The 25374-nt window shown below is 72.5% G+C and carries 22 protein-coding genes; 15 read left to right on the top strand and 7 right to left on the bottom strand.

Annotated features, from left to right (window positions below; all coding sequences use genetic code 11):
* Positions 1-10: 10 nt before the first annotated feature.
* The 6 genes from ABD292_RS41515 to ABD292_RS41490 are packed head-to-tail and all read left to right on the top strand — an operon-like array spanning position 11 to position 6199.
* Positions 11-1597 carry an AMP-binding protein gene (locus tag ABD292_RS41515; RefSeq protein WP_344217554.1) on the top strand — a complete coding sequence of 529 codons (1587 nt, stop codon included), beginning with the start codon at positions 11-13 and terminating at the stop codon, positions 1595-1597.
* A 10-nt stretch (positions 1598-1607) separates the two neighbouring features.
* On the top strand, positions 1608-2579 hold the full coding sequence (locus ABD292_RS41510; protein WP_344217551.1) for an acyl-CoA dehydrogenase family protein: 972 nt from the start codon (positions 1608-1610) through the stop codon (positions 2577-2579).
* Positions 2579-3733 carry an acyl-CoA dehydrogenase family protein gene (locus tag ABD292_RS41505; protein WP_344217548.1) on the top strand — a complete coding sequence of 385 codons (1155 nt, stop codon included), beginning with the start codon at positions 2579-2581 and terminating at the stop codon, positions 3731-3733. The genes ABD292_RS41510 and ABD292_RS41505 overlap by 1 nt, the downstream gene beginning before the upstream one ends.
* On the top strand, positions 3730-4641 hold the full coding sequence (locus tag ABD292_RS41500) for a Zn-ribbon domain-containing OB-fold protein (protein WP_344217546.1): 912 nt from the start codon (positions 3730-3732) through the stop codon (positions 4639-4641). Before ABD292_RS41505 ends, ABD292_RS41500 begins: the two co-directional genes overlap by 4 nt.
* Positions 4638-5039, top strand: a complete 402-nt coding sequence (locus ABD292_RS41495) for a MaoC family dehydratase (RefSeq protein ID WP_344217544.1) — start codon at positions 4638-4640, stop codon at positions 5037-5039. Before ABD292_RS41500 ends, ABD292_RS41495 begins: the two co-directional genes overlap by 4 nt.
* A complete protein-coding gene (locus tag ABD292_RS41490) occupies positions 5036-6199 on the top strand; it encodes a lipid-transfer protein (RefSeq protein ID WP_344217746.1) in 1164 nt (387 codons plus the stop codon). The genes ABD292_RS41495 and ABD292_RS41490 overlap by 4 nt, the downstream gene beginning before the upstream one ends.
* Here ABD292_RS41490 and ABD292_RS41485 read toward each other — a convergent pair.
* Positions 6196-6654, bottom strand: coding sequence for a carboxymuconolactone decarboxylase family protein (locus tag ABD292_RS41485; protein WP_344217542.1), 459 nt, complete (start codon positions 6652-6654; stop codon positions 6196-6198). The genes ABD292_RS41490 and ABD292_RS41485 overlap by 4 nt on opposite strands.
* Before the next feature lie 74 nt (positions 6655-6728).
* On the opposite strand from ABD292_RS41485, the gene ABD292_RS41480 reads away from it, so the two are divergent.
* Positions 6729-7598, top strand: a complete 870-nt coding sequence (locus ABD292_RS41480; protein WP_344217540.1) for a sigma-70 family RNA polymerase sigma factor — start codon at positions 6729-6731, stop codon at positions 7596-7598.
* Positions 7599-7616: 18 nt separating this feature from the next.
* Here the strand turns inward: ABD292_RS41480 and ABD292_RS41475 are convergent, their stop codons facing one another.
* Positions 7617-9158, bottom strand: coding sequence for a hypothetical protein (locus ABD292_RS41475; RefSeq protein WP_344217537.1), 1542 nt, complete (start codon positions 9156-9158; stop codon positions 7617-7619).
* 259 nt (positions 9159-9417) lie between these two features.
* On the opposite strand from ABD292_RS41475, the gene ABD292_RS41470 reads away from it, so the two are divergent.
* Genes ABD292_RS41470 through ABD292_RS41450 form a run of 5 tightly spaced genes read left to right on the top strand, consistent with a single transcriptional unit; the run spans position 9418 to position 13321 of the window.
* Positions 9418-10476, top strand: a complete 1059-nt coding sequence (locus tag ABD292_RS41470; RefSeq protein WP_344217535.1) for an ABC transporter ATP-binding protein — start codon at positions 9418-9420, stop codon at positions 10474-10476.
* Positions 10469-11149 (top strand): ABC transporter permease, encoded by a 681-nt coding sequence (locus tag ABD292_RS41465; protein WP_091078598.1) that lies wholly within the window; start codon positions 10469-10471, stop codon positions 11147-11149. The genes ABD292_RS41470 and ABD292_RS41465 overlap by 8 nt, the downstream gene beginning before the upstream one ends.
* Positions 11146-11838, top strand: a complete 693-nt coding sequence (locus ABD292_RS41460) for an ABC transporter permease (RefSeq protein WP_344217531.1) — start codon at positions 11146-11148, stop codon at positions 11836-11838. The genes ABD292_RS41465 and ABD292_RS41460 overlap by 4 nt, the downstream gene beginning before the upstream one ends.
* A gap of 39 nt (positions 11839-11877) precedes the next feature.
* Positions 11878-12816: an ABC transporter substrate-binding protein gene (locus ABD292_RS41455; RefSeq protein WP_344217529.1), complete on the top strand. Its 939-nt coding sequence runs from the start codon at positions 11878-11880 to the stop codon at positions 12814-12816.
* A gap of 49 nt (positions 12817-12865) precedes the next feature.
* Positions 12866-13321 (top strand): flavin reductase family protein, encoded by a 456-nt coding sequence (locus tag ABD292_RS41450; RefSeq protein ID WP_371251673.1) that lies wholly within the window; start codon positions 12866-12868, stop codon positions 13319-13321.
* A gap of 81 nt (positions 13322-13402) precedes the next feature.
* Here the strand turns inward: ABD292_RS41450 and sppA are convergent, their stop codons facing one another.
* On the bottom strand, positions 13403-15100 hold the full coding sequence (gene sppA, locus ABD292_RS41445) for a signal peptide peptidase SppA (RefSeq protein WP_344217525.1): 1698 nt from the start codon (positions 15098-15100) through the stop codon (positions 13403-13405).
* Positions 15101-15185: 85 nt separating this feature from the next.
* Here sppA and ABD292_RS41440 point away from each other — a divergent pair, with 85 nt between their 5' ends.
* Together ABD292_RS41440 and ABD292_RS41435 are read left to right on the top strand one after the other, a co-directional pair.
* Positions 15186-15866, top strand: a complete 681-nt coding sequence (locus ABD292_RS41440; protein WP_344217523.1) for a nucleoside/nucleotide kinase family protein — start codon at positions 15186-15188, stop codon at positions 15864-15866.
* A gap of 218 nt (positions 15867-16084) precedes the next feature.
* Positions 16085-17350, top strand: coding sequence for an ATP-binding protein (locus ABD292_RS41435; protein ID WP_344217521.1), 1266 nt, complete (start codon positions 16085-16087; stop codon positions 17348-17350).
* 27 nt (positions 17351-17377) lie between these two features.
* On the opposite strand, the gene ABD292_RS41430 is transcribed toward ABD292_RS41435, so the two are convergent.
* The 3 genes from ABD292_RS41430 to glgB all read right to left on the bottom strand — a co-directional run bounded on the left by ABD292_RS41430 (position 17378) and on the right by glgB (position 23131).
* Positions 17378-18853 carry a S8 family peptidase gene (locus tag ABD292_RS41430; protein WP_344217519.1) on the bottom strand — a complete coding sequence of 492 codons (1476 nt, stop codon included), beginning with the start codon at positions 18851-18853 and terminating at the stop codon, positions 17378-17380.
* 72 nt (positions 18854-18925) lie between these two features.
* Positions 18926-20857, bottom strand: a complete 1932-nt coding sequence (locus tag ABD292_RS41425; protein ID WP_344217517.1) for a S8 family peptidase — start codon at positions 20855-20857, stop codon at positions 18926-18928.
* A gap of 108 nt (positions 20858-20965) precedes the next feature.
* Positions 20966-23131, bottom strand: coding sequence for a 1,4-alpha-glucan branching protein GlgB (gene glgB / locus ABD292_RS41420; protein WP_344217515.1), 2166 nt, complete (start codon positions 23129-23131; stop codon positions 20966-20968).
* A gap of 287 nt (positions 23132-23418) precedes the next feature.
* Between glgB and ABD292_RS41415 the strand changes: the two genes are divergently transcribed.
* A complete protein-coding gene (locus tag ABD292_RS41415; RefSeq protein WP_344217513.1) occupies positions 23419-24042 on the top strand; it encodes a DUF4328 domain-containing protein in 624 nt (207 codons plus the stop codon).
* Between the two features lie 4 nt (positions 24043-24046).
* On the opposite strand, the gene ABD292_RS41410 is transcribed toward ABD292_RS41415, so the two are convergent.
* A complete protein-coding gene (locus tag ABD292_RS41410; protein ID WP_344217511.1) occupies positions 24047-25372 on the bottom strand; it encodes a maltokinase N-terminal cap-like domain-containing protein in 1326 nt (441 codons plus the stop codon).
* Positions 25373-25374: the final 2 nt, after the last annotated feature.

Below are 25374 nucleotides of genomic sequence, written 5' to 3'. Positions count from 1 at the left end.
TGGAGGCGGCATGACCGCGAACACCCTCGCGGCCCTGCTGACCGCACGGGCCGAGGACGGACGACCTGGCCTGCTGTTCGAGGACACGGCCTGGACCTGGCGCGAGCACGTCGCGGCCTGCCGCGCGGCGGGCTCCTGGCTGGCCGGCCGCGACATCGGATCGCATGTCGGGGTGCTCAGCGACAACGTGCCCGGCCTGCTCTTCCTGGTCGGCGGCGCGGCGCTGACCGGGCGTCCGGTCGTCGCGCTGAACCCCACCCGGTCGGCGGCCGAGCTGGGCCGCGACGCCCGCGCGACCGACGTCGGCCTCGTCCTGTTCGACGCGCCGTACGAGGAACTGGCGGGTTCCCTGGGCCTGCCCGCCCGGCCGCTCTGCGAAGCCACCGCCAAGGACCCGCTCCCCGAGCGGACGCCCGACCCCGGCGAGCTGGTGCTGCTGATCTTCACCTCGGGCACCTCGGGCCGCCCCCGCGCCGTCCGGATCACCCAGCGCAAGCTGGCCGTCCCCGGCACCAGCCTCGGCGCGCTGCTCACCCCTGACGACGTCGTCTACTGCTCGATGCCGCTGTTCCACTCCGGGGCCCTCATGGCCGCCTACGCGCCCGCCGTCGCCTCCGGGGCCGCCCTGGTGCTGCGCCGCCGCTTCTCCGCCTCGGGCCTGCTGCCCGACCTCCGCCGGTACGGCTGCACGTACCTCCACTACGTCGGCAAGGCGCTCTCCTACGCCCTGGCCACCCCGGAACGCCCGGACGACGCCGACAACCCGCTCAGACTGGCCTTCGGCAACGAGGGCAGCGCGGTCGCGATCAGGCGCTTCGGCGAGCGGTACGGCTGCCACGTCATCGACGCCTTCGGCTCCACCGAGACCGCCGTCTCGATCAGCCCCGACCCGGCGGGCCCGCCCGGCAGCCTCGGCCGCCTGCCCGAGGGCGTGGCGATACTGAACCCGTACACCGGCGAGCCCTGCCCGCCGGGACGGGTCGAGGACGGCCGGCTGCTCAACCCGGACGAGGCCGTCGGCGAGCTGGTCAACACCGCCGGGCCCGGCCTGTTCGAGGGCTACTACAACGATCCCGAGGCCGACGCCGAGCGGCTGCGCGACGGCGCGTTCTGGTCCGGCGACCTCGCCTGGCGGGACGCGGACGGCCACGTGTTCTTCGCCGGGCGCGGCACCGAGCGGCTGCGCGTGGACGGCGAGAACCTGTCGGCCGCCCCCGTCGAGGCCGCGCTGCGCGAGTTCCCCGGCGTGGTGGAGGCGGCGGTCTACCCGGTGCCCGACGCGGCCGCGGGCGACCAGGTGATGGCGGCGCTGGTGCTGGCGGGCGGGTTCGACCCGGAGGCGTTCACGGCCTTCCTGGCCGCCCGGCCCGACCTCGGCGCCAAGTCCCTGCCCCGGTACGTGCGCGTGGCCGACCGGCTGCCCCAGACGCCCTCGCACAAGGTCGTCAAACGGGTCCTCGCCCGCGAGGGCTGGCGTACCGGTGACCCGGTGTGGTGGCGCACCCCGTCCGGGCTGCGCCCGCTCACCGGCGCGGACGTGAAGGCCATCGAGGAGGAGTTCGTACGGCACGGCAGGCAGCACCTCTTGGAGACGTAGGGGAACACACGTGGACTTCAACCTGGACGAGACCCAGCAGGACGTGCGGAGACTGGCCGCCGACGTGCTGGCCAAGGAGGCGGACGAGGAGCGGCTGCGGCAGGCCGGGCTGCTCGGCCTGTGCGTGCCCGAGGAGGCGGGCGGCGCCGGGCTCGGGCCGGTGGAGATGGCCGTGGTGCTGCGGGAGGTGGGCGTGAAGGCGGCGGCGCTCCCCGGGCTGCCCGCGCTCGCGGGGACCCTGGCCCTGGCCCGCCACGGCACGCCCGAGCAGCAGCGGCGGCACGCGGACGGCATCGCGCTCGCGGTGCGGGAGCCCGGCCGCGCCCTGGCCGCCCCGCCGGAGACCATCGCCCACGACGACGGCGGCTGGACGCTCACCGGGCGCAAGGTCACCGTCATGTACCCAGGCGCGGCGGCGCTGGTGACCGCCGGCGAGGGCCTGTTCCTGGCCGAGCTCCCCGGCACGACCCCGGAGCGCACCTCGACCGGCGAGCCCGCCGCCACCGTCGTGCTCGACGGCGCCCCCGCCGAGCGGGTGGCGGGGCCGGAGGCCGCGGCCGACGTCCGCCGCCTCTACACCGCCGCGATCGTCGCGCAGGCGAGCGGCGTGCTCGCCGGGGCGCTGGAGCTGACCACCGCCCACATCAGGACGCGGCGGCAGTTCGGCCGCGCGCTGGCCGAGTTCCAGGCCGTGACCATGCAGATCGCCGACGTCTACATCGCGGGCCGGGCGCTCGACGTGGCCATGTGGTCGGCGCTCTGGCGGCTCGGCGAGGGCCTGCCGGCCGAGGAGGACCTGGCGCTGGCCGCCTATCACGCGGCCGAGGCGGTCAAGGCCCTGCACACCTGCCAGCACCTGCACGGCGGCCTCGGACTCGACGTCACCTATCCGCTGCACCGCTACTTCGCCCAGGCCAAGCACCTGTCGTACCTGCTCGGCGGCGCCGACGCCCAGCTCGACCTGATCGGAGCGCTCGTCTGATGCTCATCGACCTCACCCCGGAGCAGCGCAGGCTCCGCGACGAGCTGCGCGCGTACTTCCAGGGCTGCCTGACCGAGGAGGACCGGCGCGCGATCGCCGAGGACCCGTTCGGCGAGACGTACATGGAGCACTGCCGCCGTCTCGGCCGCGACGGCAAGCTCGGCCTCGGCTGGCCCAAGGAGTACGGCGGCGCCGGCTACGGCCCCCTGGAGCAGCAGATCTTCGCCAACGAGATCGCCCGCGCGGGCGTGCCGTACCCGATCATCACGGTGCAGACGGTGGGCCCGACGCTCATGCAGTACGGCACCCCCGAGCAGAAGGACTTCTTCCTGCCGCGCATCCTCGCCGGGGAGTGCCACTTCGCGATCGGCTACAGCGAGCCCGAGGCCGGCACCGACCTGGCGTCCCTGCGGACGACGGCGGTGCTCGACGGCGACCACTACGTCGTCAACGGCCAGAAGATCTTCACCAGCGGCGCGCACTACGCGCAGTACATCTGGCTCGCCGCCCGGACGAACCCCGAGGCCAAGAAGCACAAGGGCATCACCATGATGATCGTCTCCACGGACGATCCCGGCTACTCCTGGACCCCGATCGTCACCATGGACGGCCGGCACCACACCAACTCGACCTACTACTCCGACGTCCGCGTCCCGGTGAACATGGTGGTCGGCGAGGTGGACAAGGGTTGGGACCTGATCGTCAACCAGCTCAACCACGAGCGGGTGACGCTCGGCCCCGCCGGCAACCTCGGCCAGACCTACGACCGGTTCCGCGACTGGGCCCGCCGTACGGGCCTGGACGGCGAGCCCGACGTGCGCCGCGCGCTCGCCCGGCTGTGGGCGGCCCTGCGCACGAACGAGCTGCTCAACTGGCAGGTCGCGGCCAACATGGACCTCGGCTGGCTGGGCGCGCCCGACGCCTCGGCCACCAAGATCTACGGCTCCGAGCGGATGCAGGAGGCCGGGCGGATCGTCGGCGACGTGCTGGCCCGCCACGGCGACCCGGCCGACCCCGGGACGGCCGAGCTCATCGAGCGGACCGACCTCGGGGCGAAGGGCGCGGTGGTGCTGACCTTCGGCGGCGGCGTCAACGAGGTGCAGCGGGAGCTGATCGCGATGCTCGGCCTGAGCCTGCCGAGGCCGCCCCGATGACGGACGCGCTGACCGACGAGGAGCTGCACGAGCTCGCCGCCAAGCAGACGGCGCTGGGCGAGCTGCGCGGCACGCCCGCCGCCGACCCCGTGAACGTCCCGATGATCCGCCACTGGCTCGCCGCCATGGGCGACGAGAACCCCGTCTACCTGGAGCGCGGCCTCGCCCCGCCCGCGATGGCGCAGGTGTGGACCATGCCGGGCCTGCGCCGCGCCGTCAAGGACCGCTCCCCGGTGGACGAGCTCATGGCCGCGCTCAACGCCTCCGGCTACACGGGCGTCGTCGCCACGAACTGCGAGCAGGTCCACCACCGCTACGCCCGCGTGGGCGAGGTCCTGACCCCCGCCACCCGCTTCACCGGCCTGGCCGGCCCGAAACGGACCGCGCTCGGGGTCGGCTTCTTCGCCACCTGGAACATCACCTGGTACGCCGGCGACGACGAGCCGGTGGCCGAGATGCTGTTCCGCGTGCTGAAGTTCCGCCCACGGGAGAAGCGACCGAAGCGCGAGCCCTATCCGCTGCGGCCCGCCGTCAACCAGGACACCGCCTTCTTCTGGGAGGGCGTACGCCAGGGCGAGCTGCGCGTCCAGAGCTGCGCCGACTGCGGCCTGCTGCGCCACCCGCCGGGCCCGCTGTGCCCCCAGTGCCGCTCGGCCAACCGCTCGTACGCCGTCGCGTCCGGCCACGGCACCCTCTACAGCTACGTCGTGCACCACCGGCCGCCGGTGCCGGGGCGGGAGACGCCGTTCGTGGTGGGCGTGGTGGAGCTGCCGGAGGGCGTCAGGGTCGTGGGCAACGTCGTGGACTGCCCGATCGAGGAGGTGGCGGTGGGGATGCCGCTGCGGGTGACGTACCGGTCGATGGACGACGAGCTCGTCCTGCCGATGTGGACGCCGGGGGAGCCGTGAGCGAGGAGCTGGACGTGCTGCCGGAGCTGTCGATCGACTTGACGCCCACCCTGGTCATCGCCACGGCCCTCGCCACGATGGACCCCACGCCGGTGCACCACGATCCGGCGCTGGCCCGCGCGCAGGGCTCGAAGGACATCTTCCTCAACATCCTGACCACGATGGGGCTGGTCGAGCGGTACGTCACCGACTGGGCGGGCCCGGCGGCGGTCATCCGGCGCATCGACGTCAAGCTGGGCGTCCCCGCGTACGCGGGGGACCGGCTGAGCTTCACCGGCGCCGTCGTCTCGCGCGCGGACGGCGAGCTGACCGTCGAGGTGCGCGGCGCGGTCAGCCTGGGCGACCACGCGGTCGGCACCGTCACCCTGACCCTGCCCGAGGGGGAGGACCCGTGTTGAGCGGACGCGCGGCGGTCGCCGGGATCGGCGCCACCGAGTTCAGCAAGGAGTCCGGGCGTTCGGAGCTGCGGCTGGCCGCCGAGGCCGTGCTCGCGGCGCTGGACGACGCCGGGCTGTCGCCGGCCGACGTGGACGGCATGGTCACCTTCAGCCAGGACGCCAACCAGGAGATCGCGGTCGCCCGCGAGGTCGGCGTCGGCGACCTCACGTACTTCTCCCGCGTCGAGTACGGCGGCGGCGCGGCCTGCGCGACGGTCGCGCACGCGGCCATGGCCGTGGCCACCGGCACGGCCCGCACGGTCGTCTGCTACCGCGCCTTCAACGAGCGCTCGGGACGCCGCTTCGGCCAGCCGGACGCCCGCCTCGGCGGCCAGCCGACCTCGCAGGGGCTGGAGATGAGCTGGCACGTGCCGTTCGGGCTGATGACGCCGGCGGCCTGGGTCGCCATGTTCGCGCGCCGCTACATGCACACCTTCGGCGCGACGTCGGAGGACTTCGGCCGGGTCGCGGTGGCCATGCGCAGGCACGCCGCCACCAACCCCGCCGCCTGGTTCCACGGCCGGCCCATCACGCTGGAGGAGCACCAGGCGTCGCGCTGGATCGTGGAGCCGCTGCGCCTGCTCGACTGCTGCCAGGAGAGCGACGGCGCGGTGGCCCTGGTGGTGACCTCGGCCGAGCGCGCCCGCGACCTGCGCAGGTCGCCCGCCGTCATCAAGGCCGCGGCCCAGGGCTCGGCGGCCGGGCAGCAGATGATGACGAGCTACTACCGGGACGACATGAGCGGCCTGCCGGAGATGGGGGTCGTCGGACGGCGGCTCTGGGAGATGTCCGGCCTGTCCCCGTCCGACATCAGGATCGCCATCCTGTACGACCACTTCACCCCGTTCGTCCTGGCCCAGTTGGAGGAGCTGGGCTTCTGCGGCCGGGGCGAGGCGCCCGCCTTCATCGCCGACGGCGGCATCGAGCTGGACGGCCGCCTCCCCGTCAACCCGCACGGCGGGCAGCTCGGCGAGGCGTACATCCACGGCATGAACGGCATCGCCGAGGCGGTACGCCAGATCCGCGGCACCGCCGCCAACCAGCTCGGCGGCGTCGCGAACGTCCTGGTCACGGCGGGCACCGGCGTGCCGACCAGCGGCCTGATCCTGTCTGCGGGCTAGGGGGTCCAGGCGCCCGCGACCTGCCGGGTGGAGGCGTTGAGCCGGTTCCACACGTTGATCGAGGCGATCGCCAGGACGAGGCCGCCGAGCTGCCGCTCGTCGAAGTGGTCGGCGGCCTCGTTCCAGATCTCGTCGGACACCGCCTCCGGCCGGTCGGCGAGGCGGGTGACGGCCTCGGTGAGCGCCAGGGCGGCCCGCTCCTCGTCGGTGAAGTACGGCGCGTCGCGCCAGCCGGCCAGCGTCCACATCCGCTCGTCGCTCTCGCCGTTCTTCTTCAGGTCGCGCCCGTGCAGCTCCAGGCAGACGCCGCAGCCGTTGATCTGGCTGGCGCGCATGTAGACGAGGTCGAGCAGTCCCTTCGGCAGGCCCGTGTCCGCCACGCTCTTGCCGAGCGCCTGGAGCGCCTGCATCGCGCCGGGGACGACGAAGGCGGGGTTGCCCATACGTGCTTCCATTGGTGGTCTCCACGTTCTCCGGTTGAAGAGGTCTCTCACTCGCTCTGAACCGGCGGCGAAGGAGAATGTGACCGATGAACGAAGAAAAAGAACTTATTGCCATGTTCGAGGCGCACCGGGATCATCTGCGCGCGGTGGCCTACCGGATGCTGGGCTCGCTCAGCGAGGCGGACGACGCGGTGCAGGAGACGTGGCTGCGGCTGGAGCGAACCGACGTCCGCGACGTGGTGAACCTGGGCGGCTGGCTCACCACGGTCGTGGGCCGGGTCTGCCTCAACCTGCTGCGCTCCCGCCGTACACGGGGTGAGGAGCCCCTGGAGCCCACCATGCCGGACCCCGTGGTGACCTCGCCCGAGGGCGTGGACCCCGAGCACGAGGCGCTGCTGTCGGACTCGGTGGGGCTGGCGCTGCTCGTGGTGCTCCAGACGCTGGAGCCGGCCGAGCGGCTGGCGTTCGTGCTGCACGACATGTTCGCGGTGCCCTTCGACGAGATCGCGCCGATCGTGGACCGCACCCCCGCCGCGACCCGGCAGCTCGCCAGCCGCGCCCGCCGCCGGGTGCGGGACGGCGCCGTCACGCCGGACCCCGACCTGGCCAGGCAGCGCGAGGTCGTGGACGCCTTCATGGCCGCCTCGCGGGCCGGCGACTTCGACGCCCTGGTCGCGGTGCTCGACCCGGACGTGGTGCTGCGGGCCGACGCGGGCGGCGCGCCGCGGACCTGGCTGGAGGTGCGCGGGGCGCTGGAGGTGGCCGGGCGGGCGTTCATGTTCCGGCGCTTCGCCGCGTACGTGCGGCCGGTGCTGGTCAACGGCGTGGCCGGGGTGGTCACCGCGCCGGAGGGCCGGCCGCTGTCGGTCATGGCGTTCACCGTGGCCGGCGGCAGGGTGGTCGCGCTCGACATCCTCCAGGACGAGGACCGGCTGGCCGCGCTGCTGGGCGGGTAGCCGGCCCTCGGGGAGGGGCTACGGGTTGAAGATGGTGGGCACGGAGAAGAAGACGATCATCGCGATCGCCACGCAGACCAGGAAGCCGACCAGCTCCCAGACCCAGTCGTAGTGGCGCTCCTTGCGGCGGCGCTTCTTCTCCGGACGCGGCTTCAGCTCGGGGCGGCGCTTGGGGACGGGCCGGGCACGGACCGGACGCGGCTCCAACGCGTCCCGCGCCGGGGCAGGGGCCGGGGCGTCCTTGCCCGCGGGCTCATCCCTTTTCGCGGGCTCGTCCCGTCTTGCGGGCTCGTCCTCCCACGGCAGGCGGTAGACCGGCTCGGCCGCGGGCTTGGCGCGCGGCTGGAACAGCGGCGCGGTCTCCCGGGCGGGTCCGTCCTCCTCCTGCCGCGGGTCGCCGGGCTGGAGCGGGCGGGCCGGGCCCTTGTGCACCAGCACGTCGTCGGCGGGGGTCGGCTGGGAGCGGCGCACCGGCTCCGGCCGGCGCAGCCCGCCCCGTCCAGCGGGCGGTGCCGGCGGGGTGAACGGCGGCTCGCCCGGCAGCAGCACGTCGCCCGTCGCGTACGGCTCGGGGGAGTCCTTGGGCAGCAGCACGTCGCCGGTGGCGAAGGGCTGCAGCCCGTCCTCGGCCGGCGCGGCCATGAAGAACGGCCGCTCCTCGCTCGGCGGCAGCGGCGGGACCGGCGTGCGCTTGGCGCGCCGGCCGTCGTCGAAGGCCCCGAGCGGGTCCCTGAGCGGCCGGGTGAGGCCGGGAGGGGGCCCGAGCGGGGGCCCGACCGGGCCGCGCAGCCGGGGCATCGGGGCCGTGGTGGCCTCGTGCTCGGACACCCGTGAGGCCGCCGGCGGCGACAGCAGCTCCGCCGGGAAGATCACGGTGCTGGTCGCGGGGTCGGCGTCGGCCAGCGGCTGCGGCCAGACCGGCGGGCTCGGCCAGCGCGGCTTGACGAACAGCGGCGCGGGCTGGGCCGTACGCGAGCCGGCGAAGTGGATGCGCAGCGCGCCGGGCGGCTGCGGCCACGGCAGACGGCCGAGCACGTCCTTGAGCGGCGCGACGGCGAGCGCGCCGTAGATGTCGGCGACGGGCTTGGGCACGCGGGCGCCGATCGAGGCCAGCGCCGTGCCGAGGGCTTGGCGGAACCGGTGCCCGGCTCCCACGGCCAGCTCCTCGGCGGTGTCGGGGGCGACGTCGAGCACCCAGGCCAGCTCGGCCTTGCTGAGGCCGCAGACCGCGCACAGCACCAGCACCTCGCGCTGGTGGAGGCGCAGCTCGCGCAGGGTGCGCTCGACGAGAGCGGTCGCGGGGTCGATGAGGGGGTCGACGGCGGGCGGGGCGTAGACGACGTCGCGGCGGTGGATCTCGCGGCGGGCGAAGGCGTAGAGAGCGGCGCGGGGCGGCTCCGCGGCCGGGACGGCGTTGAGCACCGCCAGCAGGACGTCGGAGGCGGAACCGAGGTCGCCCAGCTGGTCGGCGCAGTACGCGAACAGCCCGGCGGCATGGCGGTCGTAGAGCTCTGCGATCAGTTCGGCGCGTGGGCGCTGATCGGTGAGCGGCTGGGACACGGGGCCGGATCCTCTGGGTGCGGACGCTGCGGGTGTGAGGGGTGCGCGTCAGGGAGATTGTGGAGGTAATCATGCCAACACCGACAGGTTCGGCGCACTACCAGATCCAGATTTAAGTAAATAAGGCTGGTCAGTGAAGCGCTTAAGCGCAGCCCGGCACGACACGCCCGTAGTCCTCGCCGTAGTCTGTCGTGCACGAGAGATCATGCGGCGGTCGTGGCACGGGGGTCGCGGCCCTGCCACGAGCGAGAGGTCACGCGTGATCACATTCGACGCTGTCACCAAACGCTATCCGGACGGCACGGTGGCGGTTGACTCCCTCAGCCTGGAGGCGCCCACAGGGGAGATCACCGTCCTGGTCGGCCCCTCCGGATGCGGGAAGACGACGTCCCTGCGGATGATCAACCGCATGATCGAGGCCAGCGAGGGCCGCATCCTCCTCGACGGGAAACCGGTCCAGGGCATCGATCCGCCGACGCTGCGGCGCGGCATCGGCTACGTCATCCAGCAGGCCGGCCTGTTCCCCCACCGCAAGATCGTGGACAACGTGGCCACCGTCCCCTACCTGCTCGGCTGGGACCGCAAGAAGGCCCGCTCCCGTGCCATGGAGCTGCTGGAGCGCGTCGGGCTGGACCCGTCGCTGGCGGGGCGCTACCCGTTCCAGCTCTCGGGCGGGCAGCAGCAGCGCGTGGGCGTGGCGCGGGCGCTGGCCGCCGACCCGCCGGTGCTGCTCATGGACGAGCCGTTCAGCGCCGTGGACCCGATCGTGCGGACGAGCCTCCAGGAGGAGCTGCTGCGGCTGCAGTCGGAGCTGCAGAAGACCATCGTCTTCGTCACCCACGACATCGACGAGGCCATCAAGCTCGGCGACCGAGTGGCGGTGCTGCGCGTGGGCGGGCGGCTGGCGCAGGTCGCCGATCCCAAGACGCTGCTCACGGAGCCGGCCGACGACTTCGTCCGGGAGTTCCTGGGGCACGACCGGGGCATCCGGCGGCTGGGGTTCGTCCCGACCGACGGGCTGCGGCTGCGTACGGACCTGACCGTGACGGAGGGCGCCGAGCGCGGCGCCGCCGAGCCGTGGCTGCTGGTCGTGGACGGCGAGGGCCGGCCGCTCGGCTGGGCCTCCGGGGCGCGTCCCGGCGAGCTGGAGCGCCACGGCACGTACGTCCACGGGCGTGACTCGATGCGCGCGGCCCTCGACGCGGCGCTGCTGTCGCCGTCCGGCTGCGCGGTGGCCGTGGACGAAGGGGGCAGGGTGGTCGGCGTGGCCACCAGGGAGAGCCTGGACCAGGCGCTCGCGGAGGCCGCCGATGTCTGACGGCCCACCCTCCATCTGGGAGTGGATCGGCCGCAACTGGGACACCGGCCGGGCCGACAGCATCCGCAACCTGCTGACCGACCACCTCACGATGTCCCTGGTGCCGATCGTGCTCTCGCTGGTGCTGGCGCTGCCGCTCGGCCTCGCCTGCGCGCGCTGGCGCTGGCTCTACCAGCCCACGTCGGGCCTGATGAACGTGATCTACGCGCTGCCGTCGCTGCCGGTCTTCATGCTGCTGATCTCGGTGACCGGGCTGTCGCAGACCACGGTGATCATCCCGCTCACCTTCTACGGCATGGCCGTGCTCATCCCGGCCGTCGTGGACGGGCTGCGCTCGGTGCCGGACCACGTACGGCAGTCGGCGGTCGCGATGGGCTTCACGCCGCTGCGCCGGCTGCTGCGGGTCGAGCTGCCGATCGCGGTGCCCGTGGTGCTGGCCGGGCTGCGGGTGGTCGCGGTCTCCAGCATCAGCCTGGTCAGCGTGGGCGCGCTGATCGGGCAGGGCGGGCTCGGCGGGCTGTTCACGCGGGCCTACCAGAACCCGTTCATGCCGCCGGTGATCGTGGGCATCGTGCTCATCGTGGCGCTGGCGCTGGTCGCCGACGCGCTGATCGTGCTGGCGCAGCGGCTGCTGACCCCCTGGGTGCGCGCGCGGAAGGGGATGGCGTCGTGAGCTGGCTGACGAGCTTCTTCTCCTGGCTGGGCGAGTTCTTCGGCACGGCCGCCAACTGGTCGGGCCCTGGCGGCATCCCCATGCGGCTGCTGGAGCACCTGGAGTTCTCGGCGCTGGCGCTGGCGCTGGCCGTGGTGATCGCGGTGCCGGTCGGGCTGCTCATCGGGCACACCGGGCGCGGCGAGGTGATCGTGGTCGTCTCGGCGAACCTGGCCAGGGCGCTGCCGACGCTGGGCCTGCTGGTGATGTTCGTGCTGCTGCTGGGCACGGCGTCGATCTGGCCGGTGATCATCCCGCTGGTGCTGCTGTCGGTGCCTCCGATCCTGGTCAACACCTACGAGGGCATCAGAGGCGTCGATCCGGAGCTGCGCGACGCGGCGTACGGGATGGGGCTGCGCGGCGGGCAGGTGCTCACGCGGGCCCTGGTGCCGGTGGCGCTGCCGCTGATCCTGCTCGGGTGCCGGCTCTCGGCGATCCAGGTCGTCGCGACGACGACGGTGGCGGCGTACACGGGGCTGGGCGGGCTCGGGCGGTACGTGATCGACGGTTTCGCGACGAAGGATTACGCGAGCGTCGTCGGGGGTTCCGTACTGATTGTGCTGTTCGCACTGGTTGTGCAGATCTTGTTCGCGCTCGCGCAGAGGGTGGCGGTCTCGCCGGGGGTGAGCCGGCGACAGAAAATCCGATAGTCTCCTGTATTACCGCCCGCTTTAGAAGGGAATAGCAAGATGAGACGCACGTACGGCATCGCGGGGGTGCTGATCTCGGCGGTGCTCGCGCTGTCCGCCTGTGGCGGCGGCGGGTCCGGCAACGCGGGCAACCCGCTCGACACCTCCAGCGCGGCCCCCACCGGCTCGGCCTCGGGCGGGGCTGCCGACGCGGGCAAGGCCGTCATCGGCTCCTTCGACTTCGACGAGAGCGTGCTGCTCGCCTCGATCTACGCCCAGGCCCTGGAGTCCAAGGGCGTGCAGGTGGAGGAGAAGCCGCGCATCGGCAGCCGCGAGGCGGTCTACGACCAGGTCAAGAGCGGTGGCCTGACCATCGTCCCCGAGTACAACGGCAACCTGCTCGCCTTCATCGACCTCAAGGCCACGGCCGCCACGACCGACGAGGTCAACGCGGCGCTGAAGGAGAAGCTGCCCGCCGAGCTGGAGGTGCTCGACTCCTCCCCGGCCGAGGACAAGGACAGCCTCTCGGTCACCAAGGACTTCCAGGCCAAGCAGTCCGTGACCACGATGGAGGACCTCGGCAAGGTCTCCAAGACCCTGGTCGTGGGCGGGCCGCCGGAGTTCAAGAAGCGCTGGGAGGCCCGGTTCAAGGAGGTCTACGGGATCGAGTTCAAGGAGTGGAAGCCGACCGGCCCCACCACCGCGGACGCGCTGAAGGACGGCACCATCCAGGTCGGCAACGTCTTCACCACGGACCCCAAGATGACCGCCAACAACCTGGTGCCGCTCCAGGACACCAAGAACGTCTTCCCGGCCCAGAACGTGACGCCGCTGCTGTTCAAGGCGGGCGCGAGCGACACGATCCGCACCACGCTCAACTCCGTCTCGGCCAAGCTGACGACCGACTCGCTGCTCCAGATGATGCAGCAGATCTCCGTCAACAAGGACGAGCCCGCCACGGTGGCCAAGGAATGGCTGACCACCAACGGCCTGGGCTGATCGGCGTGCGCGCGCGGTGAGCGAGTTCACGGGCGAGTTCACGGAGGCGATGGCGCAGCTCGCCGGCGGGGTCGCCGTGGTGACCGTACGCGACGGGCGCGACGACCTCGGCACCACCGTGTCGGGGCTGATGTCGGTGTCGCTGGAGCCCCCGCTCGTGCTCGTCAGCCTGGCCGGCGGCGGCTATCTGCACGAGGTCCTGCTCCGGCGGGACCGCTGGGCCGCCTCCCTGCTGTCGGCGGGGCAGGCGGCCGTCGCCAGCCGCTTCGCCACCCCGGGCAGGCCCAGCGCCCGCCTGCTGGTGGCGGGGCTGCCGCACCATCGGGGGGCGCACACGGAGGCGCTGGTGGTGGAGGGCGGGGTGGCCGCGCTGGAGGCCGAGACCACGAAGGTGGTCCCGGCCGGCGACCACACGCTCTTCATCGCCGCCGTGCTCGGCGTGACCTACGTCGACCCGTCGCTCCAGCCGCTGGTCCGCCTGCGGGGCCGCTACCGCCCCGTGTGAGGGCCGGCGGCGGCTCCGGCGGCGGCCCGTCAGCGGCTCCGGCGGCGGCTCCGTCAGCGGCCCGACGCCGGCCCGTGCCGGTCAGCGGATCGTGTACCACTCGGGCAGGATCAGCGGGCCGGCGGCGGGCAGGCCCAGCTCGGCCGACAGGCGGGCCAGCGGCCCCCAGGCGTCGAGCCGCATCCTGGCCAGGGCGGCGGACTTGTCCTCGCTGGAGTCCGGGCCGCGCAGCCGCTCCAGCGGGTTGAGCCGCGGGTACATCCGCACCGGCGCGCTCTCGCTCAGCCCGGCCCGCTTCCTGGCGAGGGCCAGGGCGTCCTCCAGGCCGCCGAGCTCGTCCACCAGGCCGTTGGCCCGCGCGTCCGCGCCGGTCCACACCCGGCCGCGGGCCAGCTCGTGCGTACGCTCCCTGCTGAGGTCCCGGCTGCTCGCCACCTTGCCCACGAAGTCGTCGTAGATGCGGTCGAGCCAGGCGTTGACGCGCTCCCACTGCTCGGGGGAGAAGGCGCGCGAGGGGGAGAACATGCCGGCGTTGGCCCCCTCGGCCACCATTTCCGTACTTATCCCCATCCGCTGGAGAAGGTCGGCGAAGACGGGCTTGCCGCCGTACACGCCGATCGACCCGGTCAGCGTCCCCGGCTGGGCCACGATCACGTCGGCGGCCATCGACACGAAGTAGCCGCCGGAGGCCGCCAGGTCGCCCATCGAGACGATGACCGGCTTGACCTTCCGCGTCAGCACCACCTCGCGCCAGACCGTGTCGGAGGCCACGTACGAGCCGCCGGGGCTGTCCACCCGGAACACCACGGCCTTGACGTGCTCGTCGCGGCGGGCGGCCCGCAGCGCGGCGCTGATCGTGTCGGAGCCCATGGCCCCGCCGCCGCCGAGCGGGCTCCGGCCGCTGCGGCCCGACTTGATCATGCCGATGCCGTGGACCAGCGCGATCCCGTCGGCCCCGGGGTGCGGCAGCTTCCTGACGGCGGCGGCGCGGGCGTAGCGGGAGACGTACAGCAGGTTCGCCTCCGCGCCCGCGGCCCGCTTGAGCTCGTCGTACACCTCGTCCCGGTACGCCAGCCCGTCCACCAGCCCGGCCTCCTGCGCCTCGCCGGCCGTGAACGGGCCCCGGTCGATCAGCTCGCGCACCTTCTCCGGGTCCAGCCGCCGCCCGTCCGCGATCCCGTCGATCATCGTCTCGGTGATCGACTCCACGATCCGGCCGATCGACTCGCGGTGCGGCTCGGTCATGTGGTCCTGGGTGAAGGTGTTGGCGGCGGTCTTGTACTCGTGCCGCTGGCCGACCTCGTAGCCGACGCCCAGCTTGCCCAGCGCGCCCTTGAGGAAGCGCTGCTCCACGGCGACGCCGGTGAGCCCGACGTCCCCGCTCGGCTGCAGGTAGACCCGCTCGAAGGCGCTGGCCAGGTAGTAGGGCACGGTGCCGCCCGCGAACTCGCCGAACGTCTCGGCGAACGCGACGGTCAGCTTCCCGCTGGCCCGGAAGTGGAGGACGGCCTCGCGCAGCTCCTGCACCATGGCGAGCCCCAGCGGCGGCCCGCCGATCTTGACGACCAGCCCCTTGACCCGGGAGTCCTGCCGCGCCCGCCGCAGCCCGCCGATGACGTCCGCGAGGCGCGTCTTGCGCATGGACAACACGGCGGCCAGCGGATCCGTCGGCGGCCCTTCCGTGACGCCCTCGGTGAGATCGAGCTCCAGGATCAGCGGGCCGGTGCGCCGCTGGCGGAGCCTGTCGACGGTTTCGAAGATCGCCTTGCCTGCGTCCATACAACTCACCCTAAGCGACACATTTCCGTTCGTGTCTGGGCAGTTCATACGAAGTCCACACCCGGCCGCCGGGAACAATGGATCCGTGCGACCGAACACCGACGACGCCGGCCCCACGCCCGCCGATGCCCTGGTCGAGCGCGTCCACGACCTGGCCGCCGGCGGCCGGCGGGTCGTGCTCGGCATCGCGGGCTGCCCGGGAGCGGGCAAGTCCACCCTGGCCCACTGGCTGGCCGACCGGCTCACCGCGACCGGCCTGCCCGCCGTGTGGGTGCCGATGGACGGCTTCCACCTCGCCGACGTCGAGCTGGAACGCCTCGGCCGGCGGCATCGCAAGGGCGCGCCCGACACCTTCGACGCCCGCGGCTACCTGGCCCTGCTGCGCCGCCTCCACACCGAGACCGGCACGGTCGTCTACGCCCCGTCCTTCGACCGCGACCTCGAACAGCCCCTCGCCGGCGCCGTCCCCGTCCCGCCCGAGGCCCGCGTGGTCGTCAGCGAGGGCAACTACCTGCTCCTCCCGCAGGACCCGTGGCCGCTGGTGCGCGCCGCCATGACCGAGGTCTGGTACGCCGACCTCGACGACCGCGTCCGCCTCGACCGCCTCGTCCGCCGCCACATCCGCTTCGGCAAGGCCCCGGAGGCGGCCGAGCGCTGGGTGGCGGAGGTGGACGAGCCCAACGCCGCCGCCATCCGCGCCACCCGCCACACCGCCGACCTCGTCCTCGACACCGCCGCCTTCCCCCTTACCGCCCGACCGATGTAGAAGTATGCAGCTAAGGTCCATACACCTTAGCTGTACGGTTCTCCTACGGAGCCTGTTCCGAAGCCGAGTCATGTGTTGACCGCGACGAGGAGTGGGCCGGTTTCGTCCGGTTCGCCACCTCGCCGAGCCCAGACGTAAGGCTGGGCATCGTCAGCGGCCGGCGCCGGCAGGGCAAGACGTTCCTGCTGGACGCCCTGGTGGGGGCGATGGACGGGTTCATGTTCACGGCAGCAGAGGAGACCGAGCACCAGGCTCTGGCACGCTTCGGCCGCGAACTGGCCGTCCGGACCGGCGGTGGCCGATACGCCTTCGCCGACTGGGACGAGGCGCTGGAGCGGCTCTTCGCCGTCATCCCCCGGGGTCTCATCGTGATCGACGAGTTTCCCTACCTGACCAAGGCGTCCCCGTCACTGCCCTCCCTGATCCAGCGCGCTCTGGACCCGAGGGGACATGCGCGGAAGAGCGACGCCCGCCTGCTGCTGTGCGGGTCGGCCATGCAGGTGATGGGCCGGCTCCTGTCGGGCAACGCGCCTCTGCGCGGACGCGCGAGCCTGGAGCTGATCGTCAGGCCCCTCGACTACCGGGCGTCCGCCGACTTCTGGGGCATCTCCGACCCCCGTCTCGCCGTGCTGGTGCACTCTGTCGTGGGAGGCACGCCGGCCTACAGACGTGAGTTCGTGGCTGGTGACGCCCCCACCTCCCTCGTCGACTTCGACGGGTGGGTGCTGCGGACCGTGCTCAACCGGCAGATGCCGCTGTTCCGCGAGGCCAGGTACCTCCTGGCCGAGGAGACCGACATCCGCGACATGGTCACCTATCACGCGGTTCTGGGCGCCATCGCCGCCGGAAACGCCACCCGCGGCGGCATCGCCAATCACATGGGGCGTAAGTCGCCGGACATCGGTCACCCGCTGTCGGTCCTGGAGGACTCCCACATGGTCGCCCGCGAGGCCGACGCGTTCAGGAAGGGCAGGACGCACTACCGCATTTGCGAACCATTGATCGTCTTCTACGAGGCTGTGATGCGGAGCGAGTGGCCGCGACTGGAGCGAGGGAGAGCGGAGGCCGCCTGGCGCGACTCCCGGTCCCGCTTCCTGTCCCAGGTGGTGGGGCCGCACTTCGAGAGTCTGTGCCGCGAGTGGGCGATGCTGGCCGGACCCGAGGTCTTCGGTGACCTGCCGGGAGCCGTGGCCGCCGGCACCGTGGCAGATCCTGGCAACCGTACCCAGATCGAGGTGGACGTCGCGGTCCTCGCTCCTGAGGAGCACGGCCGGCCGCGCCGGGTGCTGTCCCTGGGGGAGGTCAAATGGGACAAGGTGCTGACGGTGGGACACGCGGACCGGCTGAGGAGGGCGCGCGACCTGCTGGCGGTCAAAGGGTACGACACCCGGGACACCGTGCTGGCCTGCTACGGCGGCGCGGGCTTCCAGCAGGACATGCCCGGCGACGTGCGGTTGATCGGCCTGCCGGAGCTCTACGGGTGAGGGGCGGGGCGCCCCTTGCCCCCGAGGTCAGGCGGCGGTGCGGGCGGTGGCGGCGGCGGTGGCGCGGTCGGCGGCGACGCGGGCGGTGGTGATCGACGTCCCGCCCGCGCTGTACCGCAGGCGCCGGCCCGTGGCCTGCAGGCGCTGCAGGGTCTGCGCCACCGAGAAGCGCGGGTATGCCTGCCGCATCAGCGCGAACACGCCGGCGACGTGCGGCGCGGCCATGGAGGTGCCGGTCATGGCCACGTACGAGCCTCCGGGCACCGCCGAGCGGATCGCCACCCCCGGCGCGAACAGGTCCACCAGCGGGCCCCGGTTCGTGAACGAGGTCAGCGCGTCGGCGGCGTCGCTGGCCCCCACGGCGACGGCCGTGGAGATGCAGGCCGGGGCGGTGACGCCGGAGGTGAAGCCCTCGTTGCCCGCCGCCACCACGGTGGCCACCCCGAGCCTCTCCAGCGCGTCGAACTGGGGCTTGAGCGCCGACGCGGCCGGGTCGGCGTCGCAGGCCCGGCTGAACGGCTCGCCGCCGCCGAGGCTCAGGTTGGCCGCGGCGACCCGGTAGGCCCTCGCCACCCGCGCCACGTACTCCAGGGCCAGCTTCTGGTCGGAGGTGTAGCTGAGCAGGCAGGGCGAGCTGGCCCCCAGGGAGGCGCAGGACAGCGGATTCTCCAGCCGGCTGAACACCTGGACGGCGAGGATGCCCGCCTCGGGGGCCACTCCGTTCGACGGCGCGCCGGGGACCAGGCGGCCGGCCGCGATCCCGGCCACGTGGGAGCCGTGGTAGCAGGCGTTGGCGCCGTCCAGGACGCACCGGGCCGTGGTCGCGTCGGCCGCTCCGGCGCCGGTCTGGTTCGGCCGGTTGTTCGGGCAGAGAGAGACGGTGCCGCTGCGGGCGTCGGAGGAGGAGAAGCAGGCCTCGCCCACGACGCGGCCGGCGAAGAAGGGGTGGCGGCGGTCGATCCCCGTGTCGAGCACGGCGACCGTCGTGCCGCGGCCGGTCCAGCCGGCGGCGTTGGCCCGGTTCGAGCCGATCAGGTCGGTGCTGACGTCGAGGCCCCGCGGCATGGCGGGCGCGCCGATCGGGGCCGCGGCGCTCAGCTCGTCCTTGTAGACGGCCCGGACGCGGGGGTCCTTGCGCAGCTCGTCGAGCGTGCGCTGGTCGACCTCGGCGACGAAGAAGGTGGAGGAGCCGTTGGCCTTGAGCACCCGGCCGCTCTCGGACGCCTTCTCGATGTCGTTCGCGACCACCCCGACGTTCTGGTCCGGCTTGAGCTCGATGATGCAGCGGACCCGGCTTCTCGTCTGGATCTCCTCCACCAGCTCGTCGCTGACGACGGGTCCGCTGGCGCCCCTGGAGTGCGCGTTCAGCGCCACGGCGCCGTCACGCGGGACGGGCGCCTCCCGGACGGGGCGAGTGTCGGCGCGCAGGGCGGGCGGCGCGCAGAGCGCCGCCGACGTGGCGGCCAGGGCGGCGACGCAGGCGAGCAGGGACCGTAGCCTCACGGGTTCCTCCGGGAATCGGCGTTCGGCCCGGTTCCTCCCCGCCTGCGTCTTGTGCGATGTGAGTGACGAATGTTATTTGACGGTGTTCAGAACGTTTTTTGTCGCCTTCTTCAGCGCGGACGCCGATGGCTTGCTCACCATCCGCACCTTCTCGGCGGCGGTGAGGGCCGTGGTGCCGTTCGTGCCGTGCGCCCAGTTCAGCCAGGCGGTCAGCAGGGCGCTGTCCAGCTTGGCCTTGTTGGTCGTGCCGTTCTTCAGCACCCGGTACGCCTTGCCCAGCGACGAGGCCTTCGTCAGCTCGGGGAACACCTTGCTCGACTTCGCGATCAGCTTCAGATAGCAGGTGAGCGTGGCGTCGGACAGCTTGCCGCTGCTGCGGTGGACCTCGACGGCCCACTTCTTGGCCGACAGCTTCTTGGCCGCAGTGCCACGCGTGCAGACCGCGGCCGTGGCGGCCGGGGTGGGCGTCACCGTCACGGTGACCGTCACGGTGGGCAGCGGCACAGGGGAGGTCGTCGGCTGCGGGGCCGGCGACTCCGGCGGGTCGTCGGACGGCGGGTCGTCGGCCGGCGGGTCCGTGGGGGCCGGAGCGGTCCCGTCCGACGGGTCCGGGTCGGGCGCGACGGGCGACTGCGAGATCGGCGGCTGCGGCGCCGCCCCTGCCAGGGCCGCCGCCAGGTCCAGGCGCGGCGTGGTGACCTGCGCGCCGTTCGACTCGTACGTGTACGGCCGCCCCGTCCTCTTCAACTTCTCGACCAGATCGCCGATCGGCGTCTCCGGCTCGGACTGCTTCATCAGCGCGAGCGCGCCCGCCACGTGCGGCGTCGCCATCGAGGTGCCGCTGTAGACCACGGTCTGGTTGTCCGGCACCGCCGACTCGACGTCCACGCCCGGCGCGAACAGGTCCAGCGCCGCCCCCCGGTTCGAGAAGTCCGCGATGGCGTCGGCGTTGTCGCTCGCCCCGACCGCCACCGCCGAGGAGACGCACGCCGGGTACGACGTCCCGTCGAAGGACTCGTTGCCCGCGGCCACCACGGTCGCGACGCCCTTGGCCAGCAGCGCGTCGATCTTCGGCTTGAAGATCGCGCCCTCCTCGCTCGCGTCGCAGTCGGTCTCCGACAGCGCGCCGCCGAGGCTCAGGTTGACCGCCGCCAGCGGCTGGTCCAGCCCGGCCACGTAGTCCATCGCGAGGCGCAGCGACGACTCGAACGCCAGCACGCACGACGGCTCGCCGCACACCCCTTCGTCGTTGACCCGGCTGAACACCTGCACCGCGACGATGCTCGCGCCGGGCGCGACGCCGCCGGAGCCGGCCGCGATGCCCGCGACGTGGCTGCCGTGGTCGCACAGGTTCGTGCCGCCGGCGAGGCACTTGGCGGTCATGGCGTCGGCCGCGCCCTCGCCGATCTGCTCGCTCTGCCCGTTGGGGCACAAGGACTCGACGCCGGCCTCCACGGCGGAGAAGCACGCCTCGGCCACGATCCGGCCGCTGAACCACGGGTGGTCGCGGTCGATGCCGGTGTCCAGCACCGCCACCGCCTGGCCGGTCCCCGTGAGGCCCTTGGCGTGCGCCTGGTCGGCGCCGATGAGCTTGAGGTTGGGGCCCACGTCGGCCGGCGTGTACGTCCGGTCCCGATGGATCGAGGCGACCCTCGGATCGGCGGCCAGCGCGGCCAGCTCCTCCGCGGTGCCCTGCACGACCATGAACGACCCGTTCTGGGGCTTGAGCACCACGTCCACGCTCTGGGCCGCCGCCTGGCTCGCCACGGGCTCGTTCTGCGCCGGGTCGGTCAGCTCGACGATGGCCCGTTCGGCGCCGCCGCCGGCGCCCAGACCGTCCTCGACCTTCTCCTTAGGGGTGGCGGGAACAGGTGAGGGGGCGCCCGTGGGGACCGCGGTGGGGGCGGGGGTCGGCGTCGGGGTGGGGTCGTCCGCGTAGGCCGGCCCCGATAACGGGATCAGCGCCAGAACGGCCGAACAGACCATCAGGTGGCGAAATCGCACGCGTCTTCCTCCGAAGGGGATGATCTCGGAGTTTAGGGCGATTTCCCCACCAGGCACAGGCCCCCCGTCCGGTTCTCACCGAACTTTCAGTGACCTCACCCCCGGCGTTCAGCCGTTCGCGGACGTCCCTTCGTGCGTGAACCACACCGCGCCGAGCGGCGGCACCCGCAGCGTCGTCGAGTACGGCAGCCCGTGACACGGCTCCTCCACCGCCTCGATCCCGCCCATGTTGCCGACGCCGCTGCCCCAGTAGTCGTAGGCGTCGGTGTTGAGCACCTCGCGCCACTGCCCCGCGTACGGCAGCCCCAGCCGGTAGCCGTCGTGCGGCGCGCCGCTGAAGTTGACCACGCACGCCACCGCCGAGCCGTCCTTGGCGTAGCGGACGAAGGAGAAGGTGTTGCCCGAGGCGTCGTCGGCGTCGAGCCAGCGGAAGCCCTCGGGGGTGGTGTCCTGCTCCCACAGCGCCGGGGTGTCCTTGTAGATCCGGTTGAGCTCGCGGACCAGCCGCTGCACGCCCTGGTGCCCGTCGAACTCCAGCACCCACCAGTCGAGCCCGCGCTCCTCCGACCACTCCGAGCCCTGGCCGAACTCGCCGCCCATGAACAGCAGCTGCTTGCCCGGATGCGCCCACATGAACGCCAGCAGCGCCCGGAGCTGCGCGAAGCGCTGCCACTCGTCGCCGGGCATCTTGCCGAGCAGTGACCCCTTGCCGTGCACCACCTCGTCGTGCGAGAGCGGCAGCACGTAGTTCTCGGAGTAGGCGTAGAGCAGCGAGAACGTCATCTGGTGATGGTGGTACTGGCGGAAGACCGGCTCGTGGCGCAGGTATTCGAGCGTGTCGTGCATCCAGCCCATGTTCCACTTGAAGCCGAAGCCCAGCCCGCCGAGGTGCACCGGGCGCGACACGCCCGGCCAGGCCGTCGACTCCTCCGCCACGGTCGAGATGCCGGGCGCCTCCCGGTAGCTGACCGCGTTCATCTCCTTGAGGAACTCGACGGCGTCGAGGTTCTCCCGGCCGCCGTAGACGTTCGGCGTCCACTCGCCCTCGCGCCGCGAGTAGTCGAGGTAGAGCATCGAGGCCACGGCGTCCACGCGCAGGCCGTCGATGTGGAACTCCTTCAGCCAGAACAGCGCGTTCGCGACCAGGAAGTTGCGCACCTCGCGGCGGCCGTAGTCGAAGACGTAGGTGCCCCAGTCGGGGTGCTCGCCGCGCGCCGGGTCGGCGTGCTCGTAGAGCGGGGTGCCGTCGAAGCGGGCCAGTGCCCACTCGTCCATGGGGAAGTGCGCGGGCACCCAGTCGAGGATCACGCCGATGCCGCGCTGGTGCATGCGGTCCACGAAGTGGCGGAACTCGTCGGGGGTGCCGAATCGGGCCGTCGGCGCGTAGTAGGAGGTCACCTGATAGCCCCACGACCCGCCGAACGGGTGCTCGGCCACCGGCAGCAGCTCCACGTGGGTGAAGCCCATGTCGTCGGCGTACGCGGACAGCTCCTCGGCCAGCTCCACGTACGACAGGCCGGGCCGCCACGACCCCAGGTGCACCTCGTAGATGCTCATGGGCCTGGCCTGCGCGTGCGCTTCGCGCCGTTCGACGAGCCAGGCGTCGTCCTGCCAGCTGTAGTCGGACTTGTCCACCACGGAGGCCGTCATCGGCGGCACCTCGGTGCGCCGCGCCATGGGGTCGGCCTTCTCCCGCCAGGTGCCGTCCGCGCCCAGGACCTGGTACTTGTACCGCTCGCCGGCCCCCAGGCCCGGCACGAACAGCTCCCACACGCCCGAGCGGCCGAGCGACCGCATGGGGTAGGCGGTGCCGTCCCAGTGGTTGAAGTCGCCGATGACGCGGATGCCGCGCGCGTTCGGCGCCCAGACGGAGAACGCCACCCCCTCGGTGTCCTCGTGCTCCATCACGCGGGCGCCCAGCGCCTCCCACAGCCGCTCGTGCCGTCCCTCGCCGATGAGATGCAGGTCCACCTCGCCCAGGGTGGGCCAATGCCGGTAGGGGTCGCGCACGGTGAACGGCTCGCCGCCCGCGTACTTCACCCGCAACGCGTAGCCGGGCACCTTGTCGAGCCCGGGAACCAGCACCTCGAAGACCCCGTGTGCCTGGTGTTTCATGTCAAAGGTGGCGCCGTCGTCGTCCAGCACCACCGTGACCCGCTCGGCCAGCGGGCGCAGCGCGCGGAAGACCACCCCGCCGGCAGTGGGGTGCGCTCCGAGCACGGAGTGCGGATCGTGGTGCGCCCCACCCGCGAGGCGGTCGAGCTCGTTCCTCATCGGCATGCTCCCAACACTGCCTTAAGACGACCGTCCATCCCAGGCTCTGCCCGCATACCCGACACAATCACAGAAAGTGCAAAATCCCGGGTTCATCACAAGACCGTGCCGGGATGGGATAACCCATCCTTTACCGCTATCTGGCTCGACATACTGGTGCGCCGCTCGTCAACCTAGCCAGAAAGGTTGCAGCAATGTACCCGCCACCTGCTTCCCCCACACATCCGTCATATCCTCCGCCTCCTCCGCTCTTACGCCCGGTCCGCGGACCGGCGATCCTCGCGGTCGTGGCGCTCGTCGCCGACTCGCTGGTCGGCGTCGTCGCGGCGGTCATCGACCTCTGGTACGCCGACGTCGTGGACCGGATCATCGCCGACGTGATCTCCGTGACCGACGCGGAGATCGACACCGCGGACCTCGTCTACGCCTTCTCGGGCGTCGTGGAGGCCGTCGCCTACCTCGCCGCGATCGTGGCGTTCCTGGTCTGGCTGTTCCGGGTGCGGGCCAACGCCGAGATCCTCGCCCCGCACGGGCACCGGCGCTCGCGCCCCTGGCTGATCCTCGGCTGGATCGTCCCGATCGTCTCGCTCTGGTTCCCCAAGCAGATCGTGGACGACATCTGGGACGCCTCCGCCCGCTCGTGGTCGTCCCGCAAGGGGCTGCTCCACGCCTGGTGGGCGGCCTGGCTCGTGGGCGCCTGGGTGTCGAACGTCGCCGCGCGCCTGCTGTTCAACGCCGAGGAGGCGGACGCGCTCGCCACGGCGGCCCGCTTCGACGTGGTGAGCATCGCGCTGATGCTGGTGGCCGCGGTGTTCGCGATCCTCGTGGTGCTGCGGATCACCGGCGAGCAGGAGGCACGGCGGATGGAGGCCGCTCCCGTCCTCCATCCTGGCGCCTCCCGCTGGGCGTGACCGCTCAGCGGGGCCTGAAGGCGGCCAGCGGGATGGGGAGCCAGGTCGGGCGGTTCCTGGCCTCGTAGCCGACCTCGTACACGGCCTTGGACAGCTCGAACGCCCGCAGCAGCACCGCGTCGGCCCGGCCGATCACGCCGCCGCCCTCGCGGTAGCCCTCCAGGAAGGCGGCGCGGTTGCGGTCGGCCCACTCCTGCGCCCGCTCCTCCAGGTCGGCCGCCTCGGCGCGGCCGGCCAGCAGGTGGCGGGCCGCGTAGTCGAACGAGCGCAGCATGCCCGCCACGTCCCGCAGCGGCGACGACAGCGCCCGCCGCTCGGCCAGCGGCTGTCCTGGCTCGCCCTCGAAGTCGAGGACGACCCAGTCCGTGGGCGTGCGCATGACCTGGCCCAGGTGGTAGTCGCCGTGAACCCGCTGCACGGGCACCGCGCCGGTGAGCAGCTCCACCTCGTGGTAAGCCTCTTCTAGCGCGCCCACGTGCGGCCGCAGCTCGGGCACCTCCACCACGGCCCGGACGAGCCGGCGGCGGAACGCCTCCGCCATGCGCTTGATCTCGTACGTCTCGATCGTCGCCGTGGGGAAGGCCGCGGCCAGCTCCTCGTGCACGCGGGCGGTGGCGACGCCGAGCCGCCGGGCCTCGCCCGCGAAGTCGCCGCCCGCCTCGGCGGCGGAGGTCTCCGGCGGGCTGGCGTAGAGGTCGCGGACGCTGGTCAGCGCGAGGTCCCAGCCGTCGTTGGCGTTCGACAGGTACTCCTGCATGATCGCCAGCGTGGTCCCGGTGCCGTCCAGGTCGGCCTCGATCCACCCGTACGGCTGCGCGATGTGCGGCGCCTTCCGCTCCGCGAGGGCCGTGACGATCTCCAGCTCCGGGTTCACGCCGGGGATGAGACGGCGGAAGAGCTTGCAGATGTAGGCGTCGCCGTAGACCAGCGAGGTGTTGGACTGCTCGGCCCCGAGCACCATGCTGCGCGGCGAGGAGTCGATCTCGGCCCCTTCGACGTGCCGCATGCGCAGGCCGCTGCGGGTCTCGTCGCGCGCCATGCCGTCGAGCAGCCACGCGGTGCGCTCGGGGTCGTGGGTGGCGTCGTAGAGGCACACGCCGTCGATGGAGCCGATCAGGGCGTGGGCGAGCCGGTCGGGCAGGTCGTGGCGTTCGCCCAGCAGGAGCTGGTAGCGGTCGCGGCAGCCGTCCTGCCACACGGCGACGATCAGATGTCGGAGTCCGGGCGTCAGCACGACGTCCGCGTCGATCGACAGCTCGTCGATCGGGCGCCCCTTGCCGCCGAACCAACGTTGGCGGCTGATCCATGCGGCAAGGAGCTCATTCAGCACGT

It is taken from the genome of Nonomuraea bangladeshensis (genome assembly GCF_039529455.1).
Taxonomy (GTDB): domain Bacteria; phylum Actinomycetota; class Actinomycetes; order Streptosporangiales; family Streptosporangiaceae; genus Nonomuraea; species Nonomuraea bangladeshensis.
This window is presented reverse-complemented; position numbering and strand designations above follow the sequence as displayed.

What these genes read in the sequence shown, in the direction of transcription:
- ABD292_RS41465 (WP_091078598.1), top strand. Translation starts at nt 10,469, where the DNA reads ATGTCTGACGGCCCACCCTCCATCTGGGAGTGGATCGGCCGCAACTGG.
- ABD292_RS41435 (WP_344217521.1), top strand. Translation starts at nt 16,085, where the DNA reads ATGTTCACGGCAGCAGAGGAGACCGAGCACCAGGCTCTGGCACGCTTC.
- ABD292_RS41480 (WP_344217540.1), top strand. Translation starts at nt 6,729, where the DNA reads ATGAACGAAGAAAAAGAACTTATTGCCATGTTCGAGGCGCACCGGGAT.
- glgB (WP_344217515.1), bottom strand. Translation starts at nt 23,131, where the DNA reads ATGAGGAACGAGCTCGACCGCCTCGCGGGTGGGGCGCACCACGATCCG.
- ABD292_RS41515 (WP_344217554.1), top strand. Translation starts at nt 11, where the DNA reads ATGACCGCGAACACCCTCGCGGCCCTGCTGACCGCACGGGCCGAGGAC.
- ABD292_RS41505 (WP_344217548.1), top strand. Translation starts at nt 2,579, where the DNA reads ATGCTCATCGACCTCACCCCGGAGCAGCGCAGGCTCCGCGACGAGCTG.
- ABD292_RS41455 (WP_344217529.1), top strand. Translation starts at nt 11,878, where the DNA reads ATGAGACGCACGTACGGCATCGCGGGGGTGCTGATCTCGGCGGTGCTC.
- ABD292_RS41485 (WP_344217542.1), bottom strand. Translation starts at nt 6,654, where the DNA reads ATGGAAGCACGTATGGGCAACCCCGCCTTCGTCGTCCCCGGCGCGATG.
- ABD292_RS41500 (WP_344217546.1), top strand. Translation starts at nt 3,730, where the DNA reads ATGACGGACGCGCTGACCGACGAGGAGCTGCACGAGCTCGCCGCCAAG.
- sppA (WP_344217525.1), bottom strand. Translation starts at nt 15,100, where the DNA reads ATGGACGCAGGCAAGGCGATCTTCGAAACCGTCGACAGGCTCCGCCAG.
- ABD292_RS41450 (WP_371251673.1), top strand. Translation starts at nt 12,866, where the DNA reads ATGGCGCAGCTCGCCGGCGGGGTCGCCGTGGTGACCGTACGCGACGGG.